Source organism: Pseudarthrobacter sp., assembly GCF_036675385.1.
Classification (GTDB): domain Bacteria; phylum Actinomycetota; class Actinomycetes; order Actinomycetales; family Micrococcaceae; genus Arthrobacter.
The window spans coordinates 16787-39780 of the sequence record NZ_JAKFFD010000039.1; the positions used below are offsets into that span (position 1 = coordinate 16787).

Genomic DNA, 22994 nt, shown 5'->3' on the forward strand with positions numbered 1-22994 from the left:
GCGCTTTAATGGACAGGTGCCCATTCTGAATAAAGACATGACCCTGTGTATTTCGCTGTCGGCCCGGCCCAGCAACAACGGGACGCGGTTCCACAACCACCTCTACGACCAGCTGGACCTGAACTGGATCTACAAGGCCTTCGCCCCCACCGACCTGGCCCAGGCGATCGCCGGCGTTAGGGGCCTTGGAATCCGCGGCTGCGCTGTGTCCATGCCGTACAAGGAGGACGTGATGGCCCTCGTGGATGAGCTGGATCCTTCCGCCAAGGCCATCGATTCGGTCAACACGATCGTGAACACCGACGGGCATCTCAAGGCCTACAACACGGACTACACCGCGATCGAACAGCTGCTCAAAAGCAACGCCGTGCCCACGGACTACTCGGTGCTGGTCCAGGGCGCCGGCGGCATGGCCAAGGCCACCGTCGCGGCCCTGCGGGACGCCGGCTTCACGGACGTCACCGTCATCGCCCGGAACGAAGACACCGGCCGGGCGCTCGCAGAGCAGTACGGGTTCCAGTGGCGGGCAACGCTCGACGGCGGGACCGCGGACCTGATCATCAACGTCACCCCCATCGGTATGGCAGGCGGCCCGGAAGTGGACTCGCTGTCCTTCCCGGAAGATGCCATCGCGGCAGCCAAAGTGGTGTTCGACGTCGTGGCGCTCCCTGCGGATACGCCGCTGATCAAGGCGGCCCGCGCCGCCGGGAAACAGGTGATCACGGGCGCCGAGGTGGCCACCATCCAGGCGCTCGAGCAGTTTGTGCTCTACACCGGTGTCCGGCCCACCGACGAGCAGGTCCGGGCCGCCGAGGACTTCATGCGGGCCCAGTAAGGCCCGGTCTCAGGACCGTTCGCTGCCTTAGGCAGGCTCCACCGAGATGGCCACCCGGTCCTCCCCAATGCGGGTCAGGACCAGGGTGGCTGTTTTTTGTCCGGCCTTCTTCCCGGCCACCTTGCTTCCGGCGAACAGCTGCTTGCGCAGTTCCTCCGGGGTTACCGAGGTGCCGCGCTTTTTGATGTCCAGCACCGTGATGGCGTTCTCCTTCACCCAGGCCTTGAGCGCCTTGACGTTGTACGGCATCACTTCCAGGACCTTGTAGGCGCGGGCGAACGGCGTGTCCACCAGCTCCGGGGCGCAGATGTAGGCGATGTGCTCGTCCAGCAGGTGCCCGCCCAGTTGAAGCGCGACGTCGGCCACCAGGCCGGCGCGGATCACCGCGCCATCGGGCTCATAGAGGTAGCCCGCTGCCGGACCCACCGGCGCGGCGGGACCGCCGTCGAAATCTTCAGCGCTGGTCAGCTCGGCGGCACCCTGCGGGCCGAGCAGCAGCGCCGCGCGGCGGATTCCGGGCCGGCGCACGGAGTTGAACCACAGGGCCACCTCGGTGACGTCGCCGCCCACCGATACCCACTGCGCCTCGCAGCCGGCGGGAACTGACTCGTGCGGCATGCCGGGGCCCATTTTGACGCCAACGGCGCGCCCGGTGGCGGCGAGCGATTCCACAAAGGACAGCGGCGGCGAAAACGCCTCAGGATCCCAGATCCGTTTGGTGCCCGAGGTGGAGGTGACACGGCGTGCGGGATCCAGCCAGACGCCGTCGACCCCGTCCAACGGGACGGTGGTGGCGTCCGAGTGCACCACGGTGGCGTTGGGGAAGGGGATCAGGTTGACCGTGGCGCAGGCGGCCGTGGTTTCGTCCATTTCCACGGCCGTGACCGTGATGTCCATCGATGCCAGGGCCAGGGAGTCCGCGGCAAGGCCGCAGCCGAGGTCGGCCACGTGGCGGACACCGGCCTGCGCAAACCGCTCGGCATGCCGGGCGGCAACCGTGAGACGCGTGGCCTGTTCCAGCCCGGCCTGCGTGAAGAGCATGCTCCGGGCGAACTCGCCGAACTTCAGCTCGGCTTTAGTGCGAAGCCGGGACTGGGTGAGGACGGCCGAGACCAGTGCGGGGGAGTGCCCGGCCTTGCGGAGAGCCGCGTTGAGCTCAAAGGACTTGTCCTCGCGGTACGGGCCCAGGGACGCCAGGAGCTCCCAGCCTTCGCTCGTGAGCAGTGGGGCGATCTGGTCCTGCGGTGCTTGAGCCATGGGTTCAAGCCTAGTGGAGGTAGCCCGGCGGCCAGTTCCCGCTAGGGTTGAAGGCATGGAAGACAGCGCAGGCACCCAGCCGTCCGGACTACCCCAAGCAAGCAAGCCGGACCTGGTGAAGTTTGCCCGCCCCGCGCTGATTGCAGGATCCGCAGTGGCCGTGGTCTGCATCGCGCTGCTGGTAATCATCCTCTTCCTGGACACGTTCAACGCCACCGTCTACTCCGTGGGCGGCAAGAACATCCAGGACGCCACGGACGAGGCACAGGAAATCCGCGGACTCTATGCCGGGGCGCGCATAGGCGGCATCATCCTGCTGGTGGTCTCGCTGCTGGCTGCCGTGGGCGGCGCCGTGGTGCTGTACCTGCGGCGGGGCACCGTTGAGGAAGGGGACGACGGCGACGAGGACGTCGATCTCGAGGACCTCACCGGCCGGTAACAGCTGTTCGCCGGAGACATAATTCTGGCACTCGCCTTGACCGAGTGCTAACCAATACATAGAGTCATCATTAGCACTCTCCCTAGGAGGGTGCTAACACATGAAGAGCTGCCAGCCAGGCTGCTGCCGGCACCGCGACGACGGTTTGCCAGCCACGGCGAAGCAGCTCAACTGTCCATGAATTTGCTGACGTAGAAGGAGAGGTCCGAGTGTCGGTCTCTATTAAGCCTCTTGAGGATCGTATTGTTGTCCGCCCGCTCGAAGCCGAGCAGACCACGGCTTCCGGCCTGGTTATCCCGGACTCCGCACAGGAGAAGCCGCAGGAAGGCGAAGTTGTTGCAGTAGGCCCCGGCCGCTTTGACGACAACGGCAACCGCGTTCCGATCGATGTTGCCGTTGGCGACGTTGTTATCTACTCCAAGTACGGCGGAACTGAAGTCAAGACCGGTGGCACCGAGTACCTCGTGCTCTCCGCCCGCGACGTTCTGGCGATCGTCGTAAAGTAACTCTTTGGATCCCCGTGCTGCTGTTCCGTCCCTGACTGAACAACAGCGCGGGGTTCTGTCTTTGAAAGGACACAACCATGGCAAAGCAGCTTGCGTTTAACGACGCTGCACGCCGGTCGCTTGAAGCCGGCATCGATAAGCTCGCCAACACTGTCAAGGTGACGCTCGGCCCCCGCGGCCGCAACGTTGTCCTCGACAAAAAGTGGGGGGCACCCACCATCACCAATGACGGCGTCACCATCGCCCGCGAAATTGAGCTTGATGACCCGTATGAAAACCTTGGCGCGCAGCTGGCCAAGGAAGTAGCCACGAAGACCAACGATGTTGCCGGCGACGGCACCACCACGGCCACCGTGCTCGCCCAGGCCCTGGTCAAGGAAGGCCTGCGCAACGTTGCGGCTGGCGCCGCTCCGGGCCAGATCAAGCGTGGCATCGAGGTTTCGGTAGAAGCCATTGCAGCCCGCCTGCTCGAGAACGCACGCCCGGTTGAAGGCACGCAGGTTGCCAGCGTGGCAGCAATCTCGGCCCAGAGCGACGAAATCGGCGAGCTCCTCGCCGAGGCATTCGGCAAGGTCGGCAAGGATGGTGTGATCACCATCGAGGAGTCCTCCACCACGCAGACCGAGCTGGTCCTCACCGAAGGCATGCAGTTCGACAAGGGCTACCTGTCCCCGTACTTCGTGACCGACTCCGAACGCCAGGAAGCCGTCCTCGAAGACGCCCTTATCCTGATCAACCAGGGCAAGATCTCCTCCGTGCAGGACTTCCTGCCGCTGCTGGAGAAGGCGCTGGCGAGCTCCAAGCCGCTCTTCATCATTGCCGAAGACGTTGAGGGCGAGGCCCTGTCCACGCTGATCGTCAACCGCATCCGCGGCACGCTGAACGTTGTTGCCGTCAAGGCTCCGGGCTTCGGCGACCGCCGCAAGGCCATGCTGCAGGACATCGCCACCCTCACCGGTGCGCAGGTCATCTCCGCGGAACTGGGCCTCAGCCTGGATTCGGTTGGCCTTGAGGTGCTGGGTACCGCCCGCCGCATCACGGTCACCAAGGACAACACCACCATCGTTGACGGCGCCGGTTCCGCAGAAGACGTCGCAGCCCGGGTTTCCCAGCTGCGCGCCGAGCTGACCCGCACCGACTCCGACTGGGACCGCGAAAAGCTCCAGGAGCGCCTGGCCAAGCTGGCCGGCGGCATCGGTGTCATCAAGGTCGGCGCAGCCACCGAAGTTGAGCTGAAGGAAAAGAAGCACCGCATCGAAGATGCAGTGTCCTCCACCCGCGCCGCCCTCGAAGAGGGCATCGTGGCCGGTGGCGGTTCCGCGCTGATCCACGCACTGAAGGCCCTCGACGAGGACCCTGCAGTCAAGGCACTCGAAGGCGACGCCGCCGCTGCCGTGGGCATCGTCCGCCGCGCGCTGGTCCAGCCGCTTCGCTGGATCGCCCAGAACGCCGGATTCGACGGCTACGTTGTCACCGCCAAGGTTGCCGAGCTCGAAACCAACAACGGCTTCAACGCCAAGACGGGCGAGTACGAGGACCTGATCGCCGCCGGTGTCATCGACCCGGTCAAGGTCACCCGTGCAGCCCTGCGCAACGCGGCATCCATCGCTGCGCTGGTTCTCACCACCGAGACCCTCGTAGTGGAGAAGCCGGCAAACGAAGACGAGCACGCAGGCCACAGCCACTAGTCCCCACCGGGACGGGCCCAGCCGCAAGGAACCGGTCCAGCTTCGGCTGGGCCGGTTTTTTGTGCCACAAACCATTAGCGGCCAGGTTTTCCCGCCTACGCGTCCGGCGTCGGCGGGCGTGGCAGACTGATGCCATGCTGCTAGACGAGCTCGTGAAAACCACGGATGCCGTCGCGTCGACCCGCTCCCGACTCGCGAAGATCGACGCACTGGCCGATCTGCTGCGCCGGCTCGAGCCCGTGGACATCGCGGCGGCCGTCGGCCTGCTCATCGCCAGGCCGCGACAGGGCCGTGTTGGGATCGGCTGGCGCGGCATGACAGCAGCCATGGGGAAGCCGGCCGCCGAGCCGAGCCTGACTGTCGCCGACCTCGACGCTGCGTTGGATCGGCTGCTCGTCACCGCAGGCGCAGGATCAGCCGCGGAGCGCGCCGCGACCCTCCGGTTGCTCACGGCGGCAGCCACCGAGCGCGAGCAGGCTTTCATCGCCGGCGTGCTGCTCGGTGAACTGCGTACCGGTGCGCTTGAGGGGGTGCTGACGGATGCCGTTGCCCGCGCCGCCGATCGGCCCGTCGACGCCGTACGCCGCGCGGCGATGCTCTCCGGCGATCTCGGCGGGACCGCCCTGCTTGCGATCACGGGAACGGCGGCCGAGCTTGACGCTGTCGGCCTCGTCGTCGGCCGTCCCGTGCAGCCCATGCTCGCCGCGACCGCGGCCAGTGCCAGCGCGGCGCTGGAGGCCACGGGGGAGGCATCCGTGGAATACAAGCTCGACGGCGCGCGCATCCAGGTGCACCGCGTCGGCAACGATGTGCGCATCTACACCCGCACCCTGGCCGAGGTGACCCACCGGCTGCCCGAGGTGGTGCAAGTTGTGCGAGGGCTGCCGGTGCGCGATGTGATCCTCGACGGCGAGACCCTCGCCCTCGACGAGGACGGCGGGCCGAGACCGTTCCAGGAGACCATGTCGCGGTTCGGGGCGGATGCGGCGCGCGCTACCGTGCTGCATCCGTGGTTCTTCGACGTGCTGCACATCGACGGGCGCGACCTGCTCGACGAACCGCTGGCGACGCGCATCGGCGTGCTCGAGCGGATCGCCCCCGAGTACCGGATACCGGGGGAGATCACGGCGGATGCGGCCGTTGCTGAGCGGGTCTCGCGCGATGCGCTGGCCGCGGGCCATGAGGGTGTGGTGGTGAAGGCGGTCGGATCGGCCTACGCGGCCGGCCGGCGTGGTTCCAACTGGATCAAGGTAAAGCCGGTGCTCACCTACGACCTGGTGGTGCTCGCGTGCGAGTGGGGGTCAGGACGGCGGACCGGGTTCCTGTCGAACCTGCACCTGGGAGCCCTCGACCCGGCCGGCGAGTTCGGCGAACCCGGCGGCTACGTGATGGTGGGCAAGACTTTCAAAGGCATTACCGATGTGCTGCTGCGCTGGCAGACCGAGAGGTTCCAGGAGCTGGAGGTGCGGAGAACGGCGGGCACCGTCTGGGTCGAGCCCGTCACCGTTGTGGAGATCGCGATCGACGGCGTGCAGCAGTCCTCGCGCTATCCCGGCGGAATCGCCCTTCGGTTCGCACGCGTCAAGCGCTACCGCGACGACAAGACGGCGGCGGAGGCAGACACCATTCAGACGCTGCGCGCGCTGCTGCGTCCGTAGCCGGAGGACGAGGAATCCTTCCGGCCGGCCGCATTCGACGCGCCGGAGGTGACACCGGGATCAGGGCCGCGAGGCACCTGCCGCCCTCCCTGTTGTGCCGGGAATGCCGCGGGCGTACCGTGGCGCTTAATACGAACCCGTCCGGTGGTTGTCAGGGGCCAGGCAGGCCGGCCGCGGGCGGACTGGATCCGGAAGGAGGCCAGATGTCGGCTGGGACGGTCCTTGAGCTGGGCCGGTCAGCGTTCCGCGAGCAGCGCTGGACCGATGCCTACGAGAACTTCCGTAATGCTGACAAGCGCGACGGACTGGCGGCAACGGACTTGGAGCTGCTGGCGACCGCAGAAATCCTCGCGGGCAACACCACAGCCGGCCTCGATTCCCTGACCCGCGCCCACGAGGAATTCCTGGGGGCGGGCGATGTCGCGGGCGCTGCCCGGTGTGCCGCTTGGCTGGGCATGCAGCTGATGAACGTGGGGGAGGAGTCCCAGGCCGGCGGCTGGTTCGCCCGCGGCCAGAGGCTGGTCGAAGAACTCAGCGAGCCAAACGCAGTGCAAGGCCTCCTGCTCGTCCCGCTGGGCCTGGGCAAGCTCTACGGCGGTGACCCCGCAGGTGCCCTGCAGGTCTTCTCCCAGGTTGCGGACTTTGGCCAACGGTTCCAGGACAGGGACGTTGCCGCGCTGGGCCTCCTGGGCTCCGGCCAGGCGACGCTGATGCTGGGGCGTGCAGAAGAGGGCCTCAGGATGTTCGACGAGGTCATGGTGGCCGTGACGGCGGGCGAGCTGTCCCCCGTCCCGTCCGGAATTATCTATTGTGCTGTGATCGGCAACTGCCATCTGGTCTTTGACCTTCGGAGGGCGCTGGAATGGACCGCGGCTCTTGACCGCTACTGCCGCGACCAACCCAGCCTGGTGGCCTTCAGCGGCCAGTGCCAGTCCCACCGGGCCCAACTTTTCCGCCTTCACGGAGCGTGGACTGAAGCGCTTGAGGCGGCAGCAGCCGCCCAGGGACTGTCTACCAGGGGGGACCCGCAGGCGCTCTACGGAGGCTATTACGAACAGGGTGACATCCAGCGGCTCACCGGCAAGCTGGACGGCGCCGAGGCTTCCTACCGGCAGGCCGCCCGGAGCGGCTACGAGCCGCAACCGGGCCTTGCCCTCCTCGCCCTGGCCCGCGGAGACGTGCGCCAGGCGCAGCAGATGATCCGCCGGGCGGCAGGCGGTGCTGACGCGGCCACCCGCTGGAACCTGTTGCCCGCCGTGGTGGAAATCGAGCTTGCCGTGCCAGACCTGGACGCTGCACGTCGTGGCGCTGAGGGGCTCGCGGATTTTGCCCGGGAATCACCACGGCCCATGGTCCAGGCCGTTGCCTGCCAGGCGGACGGCGCAGTCCGCCTGGCCGCAGGTGACGCAGCGGGCGCGTCCGAGTCCCTGCGCCGGGCCTGGAGGCTGTGGCGGGAGCTTGGCGTTCCGTACGAAGCGGCACGCTGCCAGGCGCTGGCCGGCCGTGGCTGCCGTGCGCTGGGCGATGAGGCCTCCGCGCAGATGTACCTGGAGGCAGCCCACCATGCGTTCCTGGAACTTGGCGCGGCCCCGGCAGCAGCGTGGGCGGCGTCGCTGCTTCACGAAGGCATGGTGGAGCGCGAGGCCACGCGGGTCGCGGCGGAGCCCCTCACCCGGCGCGAGGGAGAAATCCTCCAGTTCGTGGCAACAGGCAAAAGCAACCGGGCCATCGCGGATGAGCTGTACCTGAGCGAAAAGACCGTGGCGCGGCATATCAGCAACATCTTCCTGAAACTGGGCCTGACGTCCCGGGCAGCCGCCACGAGCTACGCCTACGAACACGGGCTCGCAGGCTGACGGCCCACATAGGTCCGTTCTGACTACATAGAAATACGCAGCCGCGCCGTGACTGAAGTTGCATAATTCGGCCGACGCGGCCGGCAAGGGCACGGCCATAGCCTCAAAGCATGAACCTTCCAGTCCTTGCCGGCACACTTTCGACGGTGCTGTTCGCCGCCGGAATGCTGCCGATGCTGGTCAAGGCGGCTCGGACGAAGGACCTGGCTTCCTACAGCCTCGGGAACCTGTTGCTGACCAATGTTGCCAACGCCGTCCACTCCGTCTACGTCTTCAACCTCCCGGCCGGACCCATCTGGGCCCTGCACCTGGCCTACCTCCTGGCATCCGCGCTGATGCTGGCATGGTGGCTCCGGTACCGGGACGACGGACAGGACAGCCGGGCGGACCAGCCCCCGGAAGGCTCAGCCATCACCATCCCCTCGGATATCAAAGGAGAACAGCCATGAACAACAACGGTGTGACCGGAACGCTGGACACGCTGATCATCGGTGGCGGGCAAGCAGGTCTAGCCCTGGGCCACTACCTGAAAGAGCAGAACCGGACGTTCCTCATCCTGGACGCACATCCAAGAACCGGCGACGCCTGGCGCCAGCGTTGGGATTCGCTGCGGGTTTTTACGCCCGCAAAATACGACGGACTGCCGGGAATGCCGTTCCCGGCGGACCCGCTGTCCTTCCCGAGCAAGGATGACGTTGCCGGATACCTTGAGGGCTACGCCGCAAAGTTCGACCTGCCCGTCCTCAACAGTGTGCGGATCGAACACCTGTGGCGGGACGGGAACCGGTTTGTCGCCGCTTCCAACGGCCGGCGCTGGGAGGCGCACAACGTGGTGGTGGCCACCGGCTGCAGCCAAGCGCCGAAGATACCGGACTTCGCTGCGGAACTGGACCCCGCCGTCGTCCAGTTCCATTCCAGTGAATACCGCAATCTGGGGCAATTGCAGGAAGGCCCCGTCCTGGTAGTAGGGCTGGGGAACTCGGGAGCGGAAATTGGCCTTGAAGTGTCCCGGACGCATCCCACCATCGTGGCCGGCAAGCCCGGCGGTGAGATTCCCGTCAAGCACGGACGCGCGGCGGCCCGGTACTTCCTGCCCGTGGTGCGGTTCGTCGGACTCCACGTCCTTACCCTCAGCAACCCGATCGGCCGCAAAGCTGCACCGGCCTTCACAGCCCACGCGGCGCCCCTGATCAGGACAAAGTCCAAAGACCTGGCCGCCGCTGGCGTCAGGCGCGTGCCGCGGATTGCCGGGGTGGAGAACGGGCTGCCGGTGCTCGCGGACGGGACCCGGCTGGAGGTTTCAAACGTGATCTGGTGCACCGGGTTCCGGGATGACTTCGGCTGGATGGATCCGGTAATGCTCGACGGCGGCGCGTTGCCCAGGCAGCGGCGCGGTGTGGCACTTGATACCCCTGGGCTGTTCTTCCTGGGCCAGGAATTCATGTACGCGGCGGTGTCCGCGACTCTCCCCGGAGCAAGCCGCGATGCCCGCTACCTGGCCGGCAGGATCCCGGTGGTTTCGGCCCTCAGCGAATCTGTCCGCGCGGCCACCTGAGGTGCCGCCCGGGACAGGACGCTGATTGGCCATCGGCCGTGCGGCTCCGTAGGGTTGATGCTTTGCTTACCGCTTGGAGAGGTCCTCTGTGTCCAGTGCACCAGCCGAGGCTGCTCCGCGCACTGCGCTGGACGCAAAGACCGGCGAGCGGAAGCCTGCCCGGAAGCCGACCTTCCGTCCCGAAGTCCAAGGCCTCCGCGCGCTCGCCGTCCTGATGGTTGTGACCTACCATGTGTGGCTTGGCCGGGTGTCCGGCGGGGTGGATATCTTTCTCCTGATCTCGGCCTTCCTGCTGACGCTGTCCTTCGTCCGGAAGGTGGAGGCCGGCGCGTCCCTGAATCTCCTCCGCCACTGGCTGCACCTCTTCAAGCGGCTGTTGCCGGCCGCCGTCGTTGTCATCCTCGGGGTCCTGGCAGGCACCTGGCTGGTCCTCCCGCAGGGCCGGTGGCCCGTCATCCTGGACCAGGCCTGGGCGGCATTGCTGTACCGGCAGAACTGGCTGCTGGCGGATACCGCCGTGGATTACTACGCCCAGCAGCATGCCGCGGCGAGCCCCCTGCAGCACTTCTGGTCCCTGTCCATCCAAGGACAGGTCTTTATCCTGTGGCCTCTCGTCTTCGCCGCTTCCGCTGTTGTGTGGCGGCTCCTCCGGCACCGTTACAACGCCAGCTACCGCGCCGTGGTGGCAGCCGCGTTCGCCGGCGTCCTCGTTGCCTCGCTCGCGTTCTCGATTGACCAGACGGCCACAAACCAGGCCTACGCCTACTTCGACACCCGGACGCGGCTCTGGGAATTTGCGCTGGGCTCGCTGCTGGCCCTTGCCCTGCCGTACCTGAAACCCGGAAAACTCCTGCGTGTGGTGCTCGGCTGGGCCGGCCTGGTGGCCATGGTCTCCTGTGGTCTGCTGCTGACCGTGGACCGGGCGTTCCCCGGATTCGTGGCACTGTGGCCCACGCTGGCTGCCGCCGCGATCATTGTGGCCGGGCAGAGCGGGAGCCGGTTTGGTGTGGACCGCCTCCTGGGCTGGAAGCCGCTGGTTTCCCTGGGTGACAACTCCTACGCCCTCTATTTGTGGCACTGGCCCGTCCTGGTGCTGGCGCTGGCCGCTACCGGCGTTGAGGCCCCCACTCTCATCCAGGGCGCCGCGATCATCGCCGCCTCGGTGGTCCTGGCCGTCCTCACCACCCGCTTTGTGGAAAAGCCCCTCCGGGAATGGCGCTGGCCGCAGGTGCGCACCTGGCGCACCGCCGTCGTCGTGGTTGCCTGCTGCGCCCTGCTGGCCGGACCCGTGGCGGTCTTGCAGACGAGCCTCACCGCGGAGGAAGCCGCCACCGCCGCCCAGCCCCGCGAGCTGGCGCCGGGAGCGGCCCTGCTGACCCCGGGTAACGCCGGAACACCGGCACCGCAGGGCAGGATCATTCCTGGTCCCACCGCCCTGGACAACGACTGGGCCGGAATCCACCAGGCCTGTACGGGAGCGAATGCCACCGGGGACCCTGTCCTTGAAGGCTGCCGGCAGGCGCTCCCCGAAGGCGAACCCACCAAACGGATCGTTGTGCTGGGCGATTCCCATGCCCAGCAGTATCTGGCCGCCTTGGCACCCATCGCGGAAGCCCGCGGCTGGGAGCTGGTCACCCTGCTGATGCCGGCCTGCCGGTTCGGGGCCGAATCCGAGACCCGGACTGCCGAATGCAACGCCTACAACCGGGCCAGCGCAGCGTACGTGCTGGAGCACCGGCCGGATGCCGTCTTCACCGTGGCCACCCTGACCCATGAGGAAGCCCCGTTCGAGACCGATGTGCCGGCCTACCTCGAAGGCATCCAGCCCATCGCGGATGCCGGCATCGAGATCGTCGGCATCCGGGACAACCCGCGCTTCACCATCAGCATGCCCGAGTGCGTCCAGCGCCACAGGGCGGACGCCCCGGCCTGCAACCCGCCGCTGAACGAATCCCTGGTGGAGCCGTCACCGCTGGAGAGCTACCGCGGGAAGGTGGACGGGCTGCACCTGATGGACCTGAGCGACTTCATCTGCGCCGGCGGCATCTGCCCGGCCGTGGTAGGCAACGTCTACGTGTACAAGGACGACAACCACCTGAGCCGGACGTATGTGGAAAGCATGATTCCCATGTTTGAGGAGCGGCTGCTGTCGGCGACGGGCTGGAACTGACACGCGGCTTTCGGTTATTGGGTGCCGTTGCTCACAATGTGCTCGCGGAATAGGGGGATCGGCGTGGAGGTTCTAATATTTACTCAAAGCTTTCTGCGCGGTGACCGCGCATGAGGCACGCGAATGTACTAAGGCCCTGCACGGACCAGTCCCGTAATGACGGGCTGGTCATTAGCTGCAACCCCTACCCGTGAACCCGTAACCAAGGTAAGAGGCGCACTCATGACCCAGCCCGAGCACAATCCTTTCGGCTTCATCGGCCTGACCTACGACGACGTCCTGCTCCTTCCGGGCCACACGGACGTCATCCCGTCCGAGGCTGACACCTCATCGCGGATTTCCAAGCGGATCACCGTTCACACACCGCTGCTGTCCGCCGCCATGGACACGGTCACCGAATCCCGGATGGCGATTGCCATGGCACGCCAGGGCGGCCTGGGTGTCATCCACCGAAACCTGTCCATCCAGGACCAGGCGGACCAGGTGGACCGCGTAAAGCGCAGCGAATCCGGGATGATCACCAACCCGCTGACCATCGGCCCTGAGGCCACGCTCGCGGAACTCGATGAGATCTGCTCGCAGTACCGGGTCTCCGGCCTCCCCGTTGTGGACGAGGGCATGCGGCTCCTCGGTATTGTCACCAACCGCGACACCCGCTTTGTGCCCGAAGCCGACTTCCCGCTGCGGCTGGTCAGCGACGTAATGACCAAGATGCCGCTGATCACCGGGCATGTTGGCATCAGCCGTGAGGAAGCCTCCCACAAGCTGGCCACGAACAAGATCGAAAAGCTTCCGCTCGTTGACGAGCAGGGCCGGCTCAAGGGCCTTATCACCACCAAGGACTTCACCAAGGCCGAGCAGTACCCGCTCGCCACCAAGGATGACGAGGGCAGGCTCCGCGTAGGTGCAGCCATCGGCTTCTTCGGTGACGGCTGGGAGCGCGCCATGGCACTGGTGGACGCCGGCGTCGACGCACTGTTCGTTGACACGGCCAACGGCCACTCCCAGGGTGTGCTGGACATGATCCGCCGCCTGAAGTCCGATCCCGTAGCAGCGCACGTGGACATCATCGGCGGCCAGGCCGCCACCCGCGAAGGCGCCCAGGCACTGATCGACGCCGGTGCCGACGGCATCAAGGTGGGCGTCGGCCCCGGCTCCATCTGCACCACCCGCGTGGTGGCCGGCGTGGGCGTCCCGCAGATCACCGCCATTTACGAGTCCGCCAAGGCAGCCATCCCGGCCGGCGTGCCGTTGATCGCCGACGGCGGCCTGCAGTACTCGGGCGACATCGGCAAGGCGCTGGTCGCGGGCGCCGACACCGTCATGCTGGGTTCCCTCCTGGCCGGTTGCGATGAGTCCCCGGGCGAGCTCATCTTCGTCAACGGCAAGCAGTTCAAGAGCTACCGCGGCATGGGCTCGCTGGGCGCCATGCAGTCCCGCGGCAAGAACACGTCCTACTCCAAAGACCGTTACTTCCAGGCGGATGTCTCCGGTGATGACAAGCTCATCCCCGAGGGCATCGAAGGCCGCGTCGCCTACCGCGGCCCGCTCGCCTCGGTGGCGTACCAGCTGGTGGGCGGCCTCCGCCAGACCATGTTCTACACCGGTGCGCCCACCATTCCGGAGCTCAAGGTCCGCGGCAAGTTCGTCCGCATCACCCCGGCCGGCCTCAAGGAATCACACCCGCACGACATCCAGATGACCGTGGAGGCCCCGAACTACGGTTCGCGCTAGTCCCCGGCGTTGGAGCCATGTCCCAACCACGCCATCCCGCCGAACTGAACCCAAAAAAGGACCCTCAGCGGCGGTTGGCGCTGCGGCCCTACGCCCGGGCTGTGGCGCAGGTGCTGCGGGTCAGCTTCCGGGCTTCGCCGGCCGCCGTCGTCATGAAAGTAGTCGGTTCGCTCATTTCGGCGACGCTGCCTTTGGTGACCACGTACTTCGCAGCGCTGACCACCACGGCGCTGGCGGCCGCCTACGCCGGTGATTCCGCAGCAGGCCAACAGGCCATTGTGTACGTCATCATCACGGCTGCCCTCGGGCTATTCTGGGGCGGCTTCAGCAGCGTGGACCGCTACATCCAGCAGCTCATGAGCTTCAAGGTGGGCGCCATCGTGGGCGACCAGATGTACGAGCGCTTCCTGGCGCTGGAGTTCTGGCGCTATGACGATAAGCAAACCGTGGACCTCTACGACCGGGCCAAACGGTTTTCCGATTCCTATGCCCGCGTGCTGGACAGGATCGCGGCCATCTTCACCCAGTTGGTTTCCGTGATCCTGGCCGTGGGGGCCCTGCTGCTGGTCAGCTGGTGGATCGCCGTGATTGTCCTGGTGGCGATTGTGCCCAGCGTCTACCTCCAGTTCAAGCTCTCGCGCGAACAGATCGCCCACTGGAACACCCAGGTGGACTCCCGCCGGCAACGGCGGATGATCGAAACCAACCTGCTCCGCCCCCAGCACATCGCCGAAATGCGGCTCTACGGGATCGTGGGCTACCTGATGGACCTCCGCTCCCGGCTGCGGGATGCTGATGAGCGGCGCCGCCTGGACTTCCAGAAGCGCTACATCCCCAAGCAGCTCGCCGCCGACGCCCTGCAGTACGGCGCCGAGGTGATCTCCCTGATCTGGGTGGTGGGCCAGATCATCGCCCGCGCCCAGCCCGTTGGCCAGTTCCTCTATGTCCAGCAGATCGTCAGCCGCGCACTTTCCACAGCCAACAGCCTGGTGTCCTCCCTCAGCTCGATCGACGAGGATCTCGCCAACCTCAAGGACTACGAGCTGTTCATGGCAATGCCGGTGCATTCGGACCATTCACCGCCGCTGCTCCAGGCGCCCAAGACCGTGGAACTGCGGGACATCCGCTTCACCTACACGGGCGGCGACACCGAGGTGATCCGCGGCATCAGCATGACCATCCGCGAAGGCCAGCACATCGCCGTCGTAGGTGAGAACGGAGCGGGGAAATCCACGCTGATCCGGATCCTCGCCGGCCTCTACCGTCCGGATTCGGGGCAGGTAATGCTCGACGGCGTCGACCTCGCCGCCGTCGACGTTAAGTCCTGGCACCGCCACCTGGCCGTCCTGAGCCAGGAATTCCTCAAGTACGAATTCGCCACAGCTGCCGACAACATCCGCTTTGGCGACGTGGACCCGCCCCGTGACGACGAACGGATCCGCCAGGCAGCCAGCGACGCCGAAGCGCTGGAGTTCATCAACAAGCTGCCCAACGGCCTGGACAACTACGTCAGCAACTGGATGGAGGATCCGCGCGGCCGGAAGGGGAGCGGGCTCTCCGGCGGCCAGTGGCAGCGGCTCGCGATGGCCCGGAATTTCTACCGCAACGCCACCTTCATGGTCATGGACGAGCCGACGTCCGCTATCGACGCACTGGCCGAGCACCGGATCTTCACCCGGCTTTTCGCGGACCGCAGCAGCACCATCATTGCCATCAGCCACCGGCTTGCCACCATTGAGAAGGCCGACATTGTCTACATGCTCGAGGACGGGCGGATTGTGGAACAGGGCACCCACAAGGAACTGGTGGCGCTGCGGGGCCGCTACTTCAGGATGTTCGAATCCCAGCTGACGGTGGAGGAAGCCGAGGGCGTCTGACGGCGGCAGGGCCTAGGGTCACGCACTCCACGCAGGAACCGCCGGCCGCGCTGCAAGGCGTGGCCGGCGGTCCCGGATTCGTGCGGCCCCCAGGCTAAGAGGTGGTCACCGCTGTGTCGTCGAGGTAGAAGTACGTCCCCAGCGACGAGTCCTCAACACCCAGGAAGCGCAGGGTCACGCTCTTGCCCTTGTAGGCGGAGAGGTCCAGCTGCTTCTGCAGATAGCCGGCGGACTCGTTGAGGTTGGAGTAAGTGGCCAGCGTGGTGGTCACACCGTTGCTGACCGCCTGAACCCTCAGGGTGTCATAGGCCGCGCTGGATGTGGTCTCGTCCGACTGCACTTTCAGGTAGAAGGACAGCGACGCGGTGGCCACCGTGGACGGGACTGCAAACGCCTGGTCGAGCATGTAGGACGTTGCCTGGCCCCAGCCGTTGAGGCCGGCGAAGCCGGAACCGGTCCTGGCGTTCGTTCCGGTCTCGAACGTGTCGGCGTGGTCAGAGGTCCAGGAGGCTGCGCCCGATTCGAAGCCCGGGTTCAGCAGCAGGTTGCCGGACGGCGGGGGAGTGGCCCCGCCCAGTAGGCCCATGGTCTTGGTGGCGTCCGAGAGCCCTGTGCCGCAGCCCGTAGTGCAGCCGCCCGGCATTGCCCGGGTTCCCTGCTTGAGCGTGGACTCCACCTGGGCCGGCGTAAGCGTGGACGATTTGGACTTCATGAGTGCGGCCAGCCCGGCCACGTGCGGAGCTGCCATGGACGTTCCCTGGTAGCTGGCGTAGCCGGCGGATCCCGGTGTGGAGGTGCCGGTGTTGATAGTGGAGAGGATTCCGCCGCCTGCTACGCGGACGTCGCCGCCGGGTGCGGTCAGGTCAACCGTGGAGCCGTAGTTGGAGTAGTAGGAGAGGCTGCCGTTCGGGTTGCTGGCGGCCACGCTCACAACGCTGCTGCAGTTGGCCGGGCGGAATCCGGAAGCATCCTGGTTGCTGTTGCCGGCCGCCACCACCACGGTGGCCCCCCGCGAAACTGCGGAGTTGATGGCTGCCTGGTACGTGCTTCCGCAGGCACCGGACCCGCCCAGGCTCATGTTGATGACAGTGGCTGGATTGGCGTTGGCCGGGATGCCCGGGACGGTGCCGCCGGCCGACCAGATAATCGCATCTGCAATGTCGGACAGTGACCCGCCGCATTTGGCCAGGACGCGTACCGGAACCACTTTGGCGTTGGGTGCGACGCCCGCCACGCCGGTGGCATTGCCGGTCACGGCTGCAACGGTGCCGGCGACGTGCGTGCCGTGCCAAGAGCTGTTGCCGGCTGTCGCCTGGCCGCACTCGCCGGCGGCGTACCAGTCGCCCTGGTCCTGCGCATTCGCGTCCCGTCCGTTGCCGTCACGCGCTGCCGTGGCGTCGGAGACGAAGTCGTAGCCCGGCAGCACATTCGCGTCGAGGTCCGGATGGGCCGTGATTCCGGTGTCGATCACGGCCACCGTCACGCCGGTGCCGGTGGCAACGTCCCAAGCCCCGGGGACCCGCATGCCGTTGGTGCCCGTGAAATCCCACTGCTCGCCATAGCGTGGGTCGTTGGGCGTGAGAGCCACCGTCATACGGGCGTCAGGTTCCACGTAGTCGACCGATCCGGACGCCGCAATCTCGGCCATGAAGTCTTCGGCAGCCTGCCCGGACAGGGCCCTGTCCGCCTCGATCAGCGTTCCGCCCGTGGCCAGGGTGCGGAGTTCATGCACCTTCACGCCCTGTGACTTGGCTGCTTTGCCCCAGGCATTGGCGCGGCCGTTCGGGGTGGCGTTCGCGGTGGTCTCCTTGAATTCGACGATGAACTTCGTGTAGGCCTCTCCGGCGGCAACGTCGTGCACCGCAGTGCCTTGGACAGCGGCCGGCGCTGCTGCAGTGCCGTCACCGTCTTCGGGGGTGGCGAAGACCGGCGAACCGGTGAAGGCCAGGGTGCCGACTGCTGCGGCGAGTGACAGGGCCAGGATGCGGTGGCGCCTGATTGATGAACGTCCCATAGGGGCTTCTTTCTCGGAACGGGCACAGGTGTGGCCCGTATAAAGGGGAGTGATGGGTGGTCACGTGGTGGATCAGGTGGTAACCGAGAGTAAACATAAAGGTATTTTCAAAACTTGTAAATGGTTGACAAAACATGTCAATAAAGTGTTGACTATCAGTTTCAGGATGAGCCCAAGAGGAGGCGCCCCACCGCATCCCGCGTGGTCAAGTAAAGTGGTCACGTGACTTACGAGATCGAGATTGGCCGTGGCAAGCGTGGGCGTCGTGCCTACTCCCTGGATGACATTGCGATTGTCCCTAACCGTCGTACCCGCGACCCCAAGGACGTGTCGGTCTCCTGGCAGATCGATGCCTACAAGTTCGACATGCCCGTGATTGCAGCCCCGATGGATTCGGCCATGTCCCCTGAGACGGCCATCGCCCTGGGCCGGCTGGGCGGGCTCGGCGTGCTGGACCTTGAGGGCCTCTGGACCCGCTACGAGGACCCGCAGCCCATCCTTGACGAGATCGGCGCCCTCGAAGACGAGGTCAACAGCCCTGCGGTAACCGGCCGTATGCAGGAGCTCTACCGCGCTCCCATCCAGCCGGAACTGATCACGTCCCGCCTGGCGGAGATCCGCGCCGCCGGCGTGACGGTTGCCGGCTCGCTGACCCCGCAGCGCACCCAGGAACACTACAAGACCGTGGTGGCCGCCGGCGTCGACATCTTTGTGATCCGCGGGACCACCGTGTCAGCCGAGCACGTGTCGAAAGACCACGAACCCCTGAACCTCAAGCAGTTCATCTACGAACTGGACGTCCCCGTGATTGTGGGCGGCGCGGCCGGCTACACGCCCGCCCTGCACCTGATGCGCACCGGAGCCGCCGGCGTCCTGGTCGGCTTCGGCGGCGGAGCCACCGCCACCACGCGGCGCGCCCTGGGGATCCACTCGCCCATGGCCTCCGCCATCTCCGACGTCGCGGCCGCCCGCCGTGACTACATGGATGAATCCGGCGGACGGTACGTCCATGTAATTGCCGACGGCGGCATGGGCACCTCGGGTGACATCGTCAAGGCAATTGCCATGGGCGCCGACGCCGTGATGCTGGGCAGCGCCCTCGCCCGGGCCGAAGAGGCACCCGGCAAGGGCTGGCACTGGGGCCAGGAGGCCCACCACCTCGAACTGCCCCGCGGAGACCGCGCCAACGTCGGCACCGTCGGACCGCTCGAAGAGGTGCTCTTCGGGCCCGGCCACCACACCAACGGCACATCCAACCTGATCGGCGCACTCCGCCGTTCGATGGCGACCACTGGCTATTCGGACCTGAAGGAATTCCAGCGCGTCGACGTCGTAGTTTCTCCGTACACGGGCAACTGACAGCCCCTTACTAACAGGCGGCCGACGACCCCTGACGGGATCCCTCCCGCTGAACCCGCCCTGCCCAACTGTGCGGCAAGGAAGTACTGTGGTTTTACCACCGGCAGCAGCGGCAAGGGAGGCGTTCCGTGAACACTGTTCCAAACGAAGGCGGGGTCCTGGGGCCTGCGGCCAGGGAAGCATCGATCGCCAGGCTCAGGGCCACCTCGGAACCCGGCAACGAACTGGACATCCTGATCGTCGGCGGCGGCATCGTGGGCGCCGGTGCGGCGCTGGATGCCGTGACCCGCGGCCTCACCGTGGGGATCGTGGAGGCCAGCGACTGGGCAGCCGGCACGTCGTCACGGTCATCCAAGCTGATCCACGGAGGCCTGCGCTATCTGGAGATGCTGGATTTTGGGCTGGTTAAGGAAGCGCTGCACGAACGTGGCCTGATTCTTTCGGTCCTGGCCCCGCACCTGGCCCGGCCGGTGCCGTTCCTGTATCCGCTGACCAAACCGTTCTTCGAACGGCCCTATGTGGGGGCCGGGATCGCCCTGTATGACGCCATGTCCATTACGGGCGGGCACAGCCGCGGTGTGCCGTTCCACAAACACCTCACCAGGCGGGGCACCCTCAGGGCCGCCCCCAGCCTGAAAAAAGACGCCTTTGTGGGCTCCATCCGCTACTACGACGGCCAGGTGGATGACGCCAAGTACGTGGCAAACCTCGTCCGGACGGCGGTGCACTACGGCGCCCATGCGGTGAACCAGATGGCGGTGGTGGACTTCCTGCGTGAAGGTGAGCGCGTGGTGGGGGCCAAAGTGGTCAACCACGAAGACGGTTCGAAATTCAACATCAAAGCCAAGCAGGTCATCAACGCCACCGGCGTGTGGACCGATGAAACCCAGGCCATGGTCACCGACCGCGGGCAGCTGAAGGTCCGGGCGTCCAAGGGGATCCACTTGGTGGTGCCCCGCGACCGGTTCCAGTCCACGGTGGGTCTGATCCTGCGTACGGAAAAGTCCGTGCTCTTCGTCATTCCGTGGGGCCGGCACTGGATCATCGGCACCACAGACACCGACTGGAACCTCGACAAGGCCCATCCGGCGGCCTCCAGCAAGGACATCGACTACATCCTCGAGCACGTCAATCGGGTCCTGAAACGCCCGCTGACCAGGGAGGATGTTGAAGGCGTCTACGCCGGACTGCGTCCGCTCCTGGCAGGGGAGAACGATTCCACGGCGAAACTGTCCCGTGAACACATCGTGGCCCACCCCGTACCGGGCCTGGTGGTGGTGGCCGGCGGCAAATGGACCACCTACCGGGTTATGGCCAAGGATGCCGTGGACGAGGCCACCCGCACCATGGATGAGCGGGTCCCGGCGAGCTGCACCGAAACCATTCCGCTGCTGGGCGCCAGCGGCTTCAAGGCGGCCTGGAACCGCCGAAGCCGGACCGCTGAAGAGTCCGGCGTGCACGTGGCCCGGGTAGAGCACCTGCTCAACCGTTACGGGTCCATGACTCCGGAGGTGCTGGACATCATCGCCCGGAATCCTGAATTGGCGGAGCCGTTGCCCGGTGCTGACGACTACCTGCAGGCCGAAGCCGTCTACGCCGCAACCCACGAGGGCGCCCGGCATGTCCATGACGTCCTGACCCGGCGGACCCGCATCTCCATCGAGGCCTGGGACCGTGGCGTGTCGGCGGTGCCGGTTGTCGCTAAACTGATGGGCGAAGTCCTTGGCTGGAGCGATGTACAGCGTGAAAGCGAAATAAAGCACTACATAGCACGCGTTGAAGCTGAACGGCTGAGCCAGCAGCAGCCGGACGACGAATCCGCCGACGCCGCACGGCTGGGCGTGGAGGACATCGTCCCTTTGCGCTGAGGCGGCACCGCACACCAGCAATTCTCCTGACTGAAGGGACACGCCTTGGCGGAACCACTTGACCGGTACGATGCCGATCTCACCACCTCCGACTTGGTGATTCTGGAGTTGGAGGCAACGGACAAGTCGGACGCCGCGGCGCAACTGGCAGAACGCCTCTTCGCCGCCGGGCGGGTCACAGACCTCCCGCGGTTCCTGGAACACGTCAACGCCCGCGAACACCAGCTCGCCACCGGCCTGCCGGGCGGGATCGGCCTCCCGCACGCCCGCAGCGAATTCGTCTCGCGGACCTCCATCGCCGTGGGCATCACCAAGTACGGCCACTCCCTGGACTTCGGTGCCGCCGACGGTCCGGCCACGGTTATTCTGCTGATCGCCACTCCTGCAAGCTCGTTTTCCGATCACCTGGAAGTCCTGGCTACCCTTGCCCGGTCCCTGTCCAAGGAGTCCTTCCGGGAGTCGCTGCGGCGGGCCTACGATGCCGAAGTCATCGCCGAGCTCATCAACTCCAGCCTGGTGTTCTTCGACCACTAGGAGCCTCCGCGTACCTGGTCGTTTAGTTGTTCTACAGAGGAACGAAGTACGGTTAACACGTGTGGAAAACAGCCCTTAAGCCCCGATGGATCGCAGGCCTGGTCTTCGCGATCGCCGTCTCCGGGGTGTTTGTCCTGCTCAGCCAGTGGCAGTTCGGTCGGTCCACGCAGCCCGAAGTTGTGGTCAGTCCCGCCACCGAGGACGTCAGGATGCTGACGGAGACGCTTGAGCCCGGAGCCTTCTTCCCCGGTTCAGTGTCAGACCAGATGGTCTCCGCCGAGGGAACCTACGACCCCGCAAAACAGGTCCTGGTGCCAGGCCGCCTGAAGAATGGTGCGAACGGCTACTGGGTGGTTTCCGCCTTCGCCGTGACCGGAGCGCCCGCGCTCACCGGCGTCGCTGCTTCACCCCAGACCTGGATTCCAGTAGCCCGCGGCTGGGTGGCGGATCCCGACGACGCCGGCGCACCGCCGTCGGGCGTTGTGAACCTGACCGGACGGCTGCTGCCGTCAGAATCGCCGCTGCCGTCCACCGCACCGGAACGCGGACGCGCTTCCGCCGTGTCGGTTGCCGAACTCATCAACTACTGGGACGTCAGCATGTACCCGGGATTCGTGGCCGCAGCCTCCGAACTGGCGGCCGGGTCCGACCTGTCCGCCGCGGCAGTTGACGGCGCCCTGAAACCCCTGGAAATCGGCCCCCAGCCGCCCGCGCAGCAGGTCAACTGGCTCAATCTCTTCTACTCGCTCGAATGGGTGGTGTTCGCCGGCTTCGCCCTGTTTATCTGGTGGCGCCTGGTCAAGGACGACTACCGGCGGGACCTCGAAGAGGAACACGACGACGACCAGGATGCTCCGCCCGCACCGCCCACCCCGGCAACTTCTGAACAGCTCCAACAAAAGGTAAAGCCATGATCGAACCGAAACCGGCCGTCCAGCAGGATTCTGCACAGGGCAAGGGCAAGAAGCGCCGCTTCGGCGGTACCGAACGGCAGATCCGTTCCGCCCTGAAGTTCTACAAGGTGCTGGCGTACCTCACAGGTGCCATGCTGCTGCTGCTCTGCGCCGAACTCATCGCACGTTACGCCTTTGGCCAGTACCTGTTTGCCGGCGGCACCAACGCCGTCACGGGCCAGCCGTTCGGCCTGGGATTCGCCGACGCCGAACCCAAGGGGGTGGTGGGCGGCGCGAACATCTCCGTCGCCGTGCTGATCGTCCACGGCTGGATGTACGTGGTGTACCTGATCTCCAACTTCCGCCTCTGGACGCTGATGCGGTGGCCGTTCATGAAGCTCATCCTCCTGGCCCTGGGCGGCGTGGTGCCGTTCCTGTCCTTCGTGGTGGAGAAGAAGTTGCACGCCGAGGTGGAAGCCGAACTGGCCACGAACCCGCAGGCCGCGCAGCGGTACGGAACGCTGCAGCGGTGGGGGAGTCCCGCCCTCGGACGTTCACTGCGTCACACCCACGGTCCTGAATGTGCGGCGGGGCAACCGCGCAAAGTAGGCTAGTACGGTGACTACTCCCACTGCATCCCAGACTTCCCAGAAGCCGGTGCTGGTTGTTGACTACGGTGCCCAGTACGCGCAGCTGATTGCCCGCCGCGTCCGGGAAGCGAATGTGTATTCGGAAGTGGTTCCGCATACCT

17 protein-coding genes and 1 pseudogene are annotated in these 22994 nt (G+C 66.1%); 16 read left to right on the forward strand and 2 right to left on the reverse strand.

The window, feature by feature from the left end:
- Nucleotides 1-16 precede the first annotated feature (16 nt).
- Nucleotides 17-835, forward strand: coding sequence for a shikimate 5-dehydrogenase (locus V6M49_RS03905; protein WP_332760112.1), 819 nt, complete (start codon nt 17-19; stop codon nt 833-835).
- Between the two features lie 27 nt (nt 836-862).
- Here V6M49_RS03905 and V6M49_RS03910 read toward each other — a convergent pair whose 3' ends face one another.
- Entirely contained in the window at nt 863-2092 is a 1230-nt protein-coding gene (locus tag V6M49_RS03910; protein WP_332760113.1) for a class I SAM-dependent methyltransferase, read from the reverse strand.
- A gap of 55 nt (nt 2093-2147) precedes the next feature.
- On the opposite strand from V6M49_RS03910, the gene V6M49_RS03915 reads away from it, so the two are divergent.
- From V6M49_RS03915 to V6M49_RS03960, 10 genes are all read left to right on the forward strand, one after another.
- Nucleotides 2148-2531: a hypothetical protein gene (locus V6M49_RS03915; protein WP_332760115.1), complete on the forward strand. Its 384-nt coding sequence runs from the start codon at nt 2148-2150 to the stop codon at nt 2529-2531.
- A gap of 209 nt (nt 2532-2740) precedes the next feature.
- Nucleotides 2741-3037, forward strand: coding sequence for a co-chaperone GroES (groES, locus tag V6M49_RS03920; protein ID WP_018773735.1), 297 nt, complete (start codon nt 2741-2743; stop codon nt 3035-3037).
- Between the two features lie 77 nt (nt 3038-3114).
- The gene (gene groL / locus V6M49_RS03925) at nt 3115-4725 is read left to right on the forward strand and encodes a chaperonin GroEL (protein ID WP_254747137.1); all 1611 of its coding nucleotides are present in this window, start codon (nt 3115-3117) and stop codon (nt 4723-4725) included.
- A 134-nt stretch (nt 4726-4859) separates the two neighbouring features.
- Entirely contained in the window at nt 4860-6383 is a 1524-nt protein-coding gene (locus tag V6M49_RS03930) for an ATP-dependent DNA ligase (protein WP_332760116.1), read from the forward strand.
- 203 nt (nt 6384-6586) lie between these two features.
- Complete coding sequence (locus tag V6M49_RS03935; protein WP_332760117.1) at nt 6587-8239, forward strand: response regulator transcription factor; 1653 nt, start codon at nt 6587-6589, stop codon at nt 8237-8239.
- A gap of 110 nt (nt 8240-8349) precedes the next feature.
- Nucleotides 8350-8688 carry a hypothetical protein gene (locus tag V6M49_RS03940; protein WP_332760118.1) on the forward strand — a complete coding sequence of 113 codons (339 nt, stop codon included), beginning with the start codon at nt 8350-8352 and terminating at the stop codon, nt 8686-8688.
- A complete protein-coding gene (locus tag V6M49_RS03945) occupies nt 8685-9794 on the forward strand; it encodes a flavin-containing monooxygenase (protein ID WP_332760119.1) in 1110 nt (369 codons plus the stop codon). The genes V6M49_RS03940 and V6M49_RS03945 overlap by 4 nt, the downstream gene beginning before the upstream one ends.
- A 127-nt stretch (nt 9795-9921) precedes the next feature.
- The gene (locus V6M49_RS03950) at nt 9922-11964 is read left to right on the forward strand and encodes an acyltransferase family protein (RefSeq protein ID WP_332760130.1); all 2043 of its coding nucleotides are present in this window, start codon (nt 9922-9924) and stop codon (nt 11962-11964) included.
- A gap of 222 nt (nt 11965-12186) precedes the next feature.
- The gene (gene guaB, locus V6M49_RS03955; RefSeq protein ID WP_104062565.1) at nt 12187-13698 is read left to right on the forward strand and encodes an IMP dehydrogenase; all 1512 of its coding nucleotides are present in this window, start codon (nt 12187-12189) and stop codon (nt 13696-13698) included.
- Nucleotides 13699-13715: 17 nt separating this feature from the next.
- Nucleotides 13716-15575: an ABC transporter ATP-binding protein gene (locus V6M49_RS03960; protein ID WP_332760122.1), complete on the forward strand. Its 1860-nt coding sequence runs from the start codon at nt 13716-13718 to the stop codon at nt 15573-15575.
- A gap of 94 nt (nt 15576-15669) precedes the next feature.
- Here the strand turns inward: V6M49_RS03960 and V6M49_RS03965 are convergent, their stop codons facing one another.
- Entirely contained in the window at nt 15670-17589 is a 1920-nt protein-coding gene (locus V6M49_RS03965; RefSeq protein ID WP_332760123.1) for a S8 family peptidase, read from the reverse strand.
- Nucleotides 17590-17811: 222 nt separating this feature from the next.
- Between V6M49_RS03965 and V6M49_RS03970 the strand changes: the two genes are divergently transcribed.
- The 5 genes and pseudogenes from V6M49_RS03970 to V6M49_RS03990 all read left to right on the forward strand — a co-directional run.
- Entirely contained in the window at nt 17812-18948 is a 1137-nt protein-coding gene (locus V6M49_RS03970; RefSeq protein ID WP_104062562.1) for a GuaB3 family IMP dehydrogenase-related protein, read from the forward strand.
- 128 nt (nt 18949-19076) lie between these two features.
- On the forward strand, nt 19077-20816 hold the full coding sequence (locus V6M49_RS03975; protein WP_104062561.1) for a glycerol-3-phosphate dehydrogenase/oxidase: 1740 nt from the start codon (nt 19077-19079) through the stop codon (nt 20814-20816).
- Nucleotides 20817-20861: 45 nt separating this feature from the next.
- Nucleotides 20862-21350 carry a PTS sugar transporter subunit IIA gene (locus V6M49_RS03980; protein WP_141141159.1) on the forward strand — a complete coding sequence of 163 codons (489 nt, stop codon included), beginning with the start codon at nt 20862-20864 and terminating at the stop codon, nt 21348-21350.
- Nucleotides 21351-21409: 59 nt separating this feature from the next.
- Nucleotides 21410-22264 carry an SURF1 family protein gene (locus V6M49_RS03985; protein WP_141141158.1) on the forward strand — a complete coding sequence of 285 codons (855 nt, stop codon included), beginning with the start codon at nt 21410-21412 and terminating at the stop codon, nt 22262-22264.
- Nucleotides 22261-22758, forward strand: a pseudogene (locus V6M49_RS03990) (DUF3817 domain-containing protein); the annotation flags it as partial. The gene V6M49_RS03985 and the pseudogene V6M49_RS03990, both read left to right, overlap by 4 nt.
- Nucleotides 22759-22994: the final 236 nt, after the last annotated feature.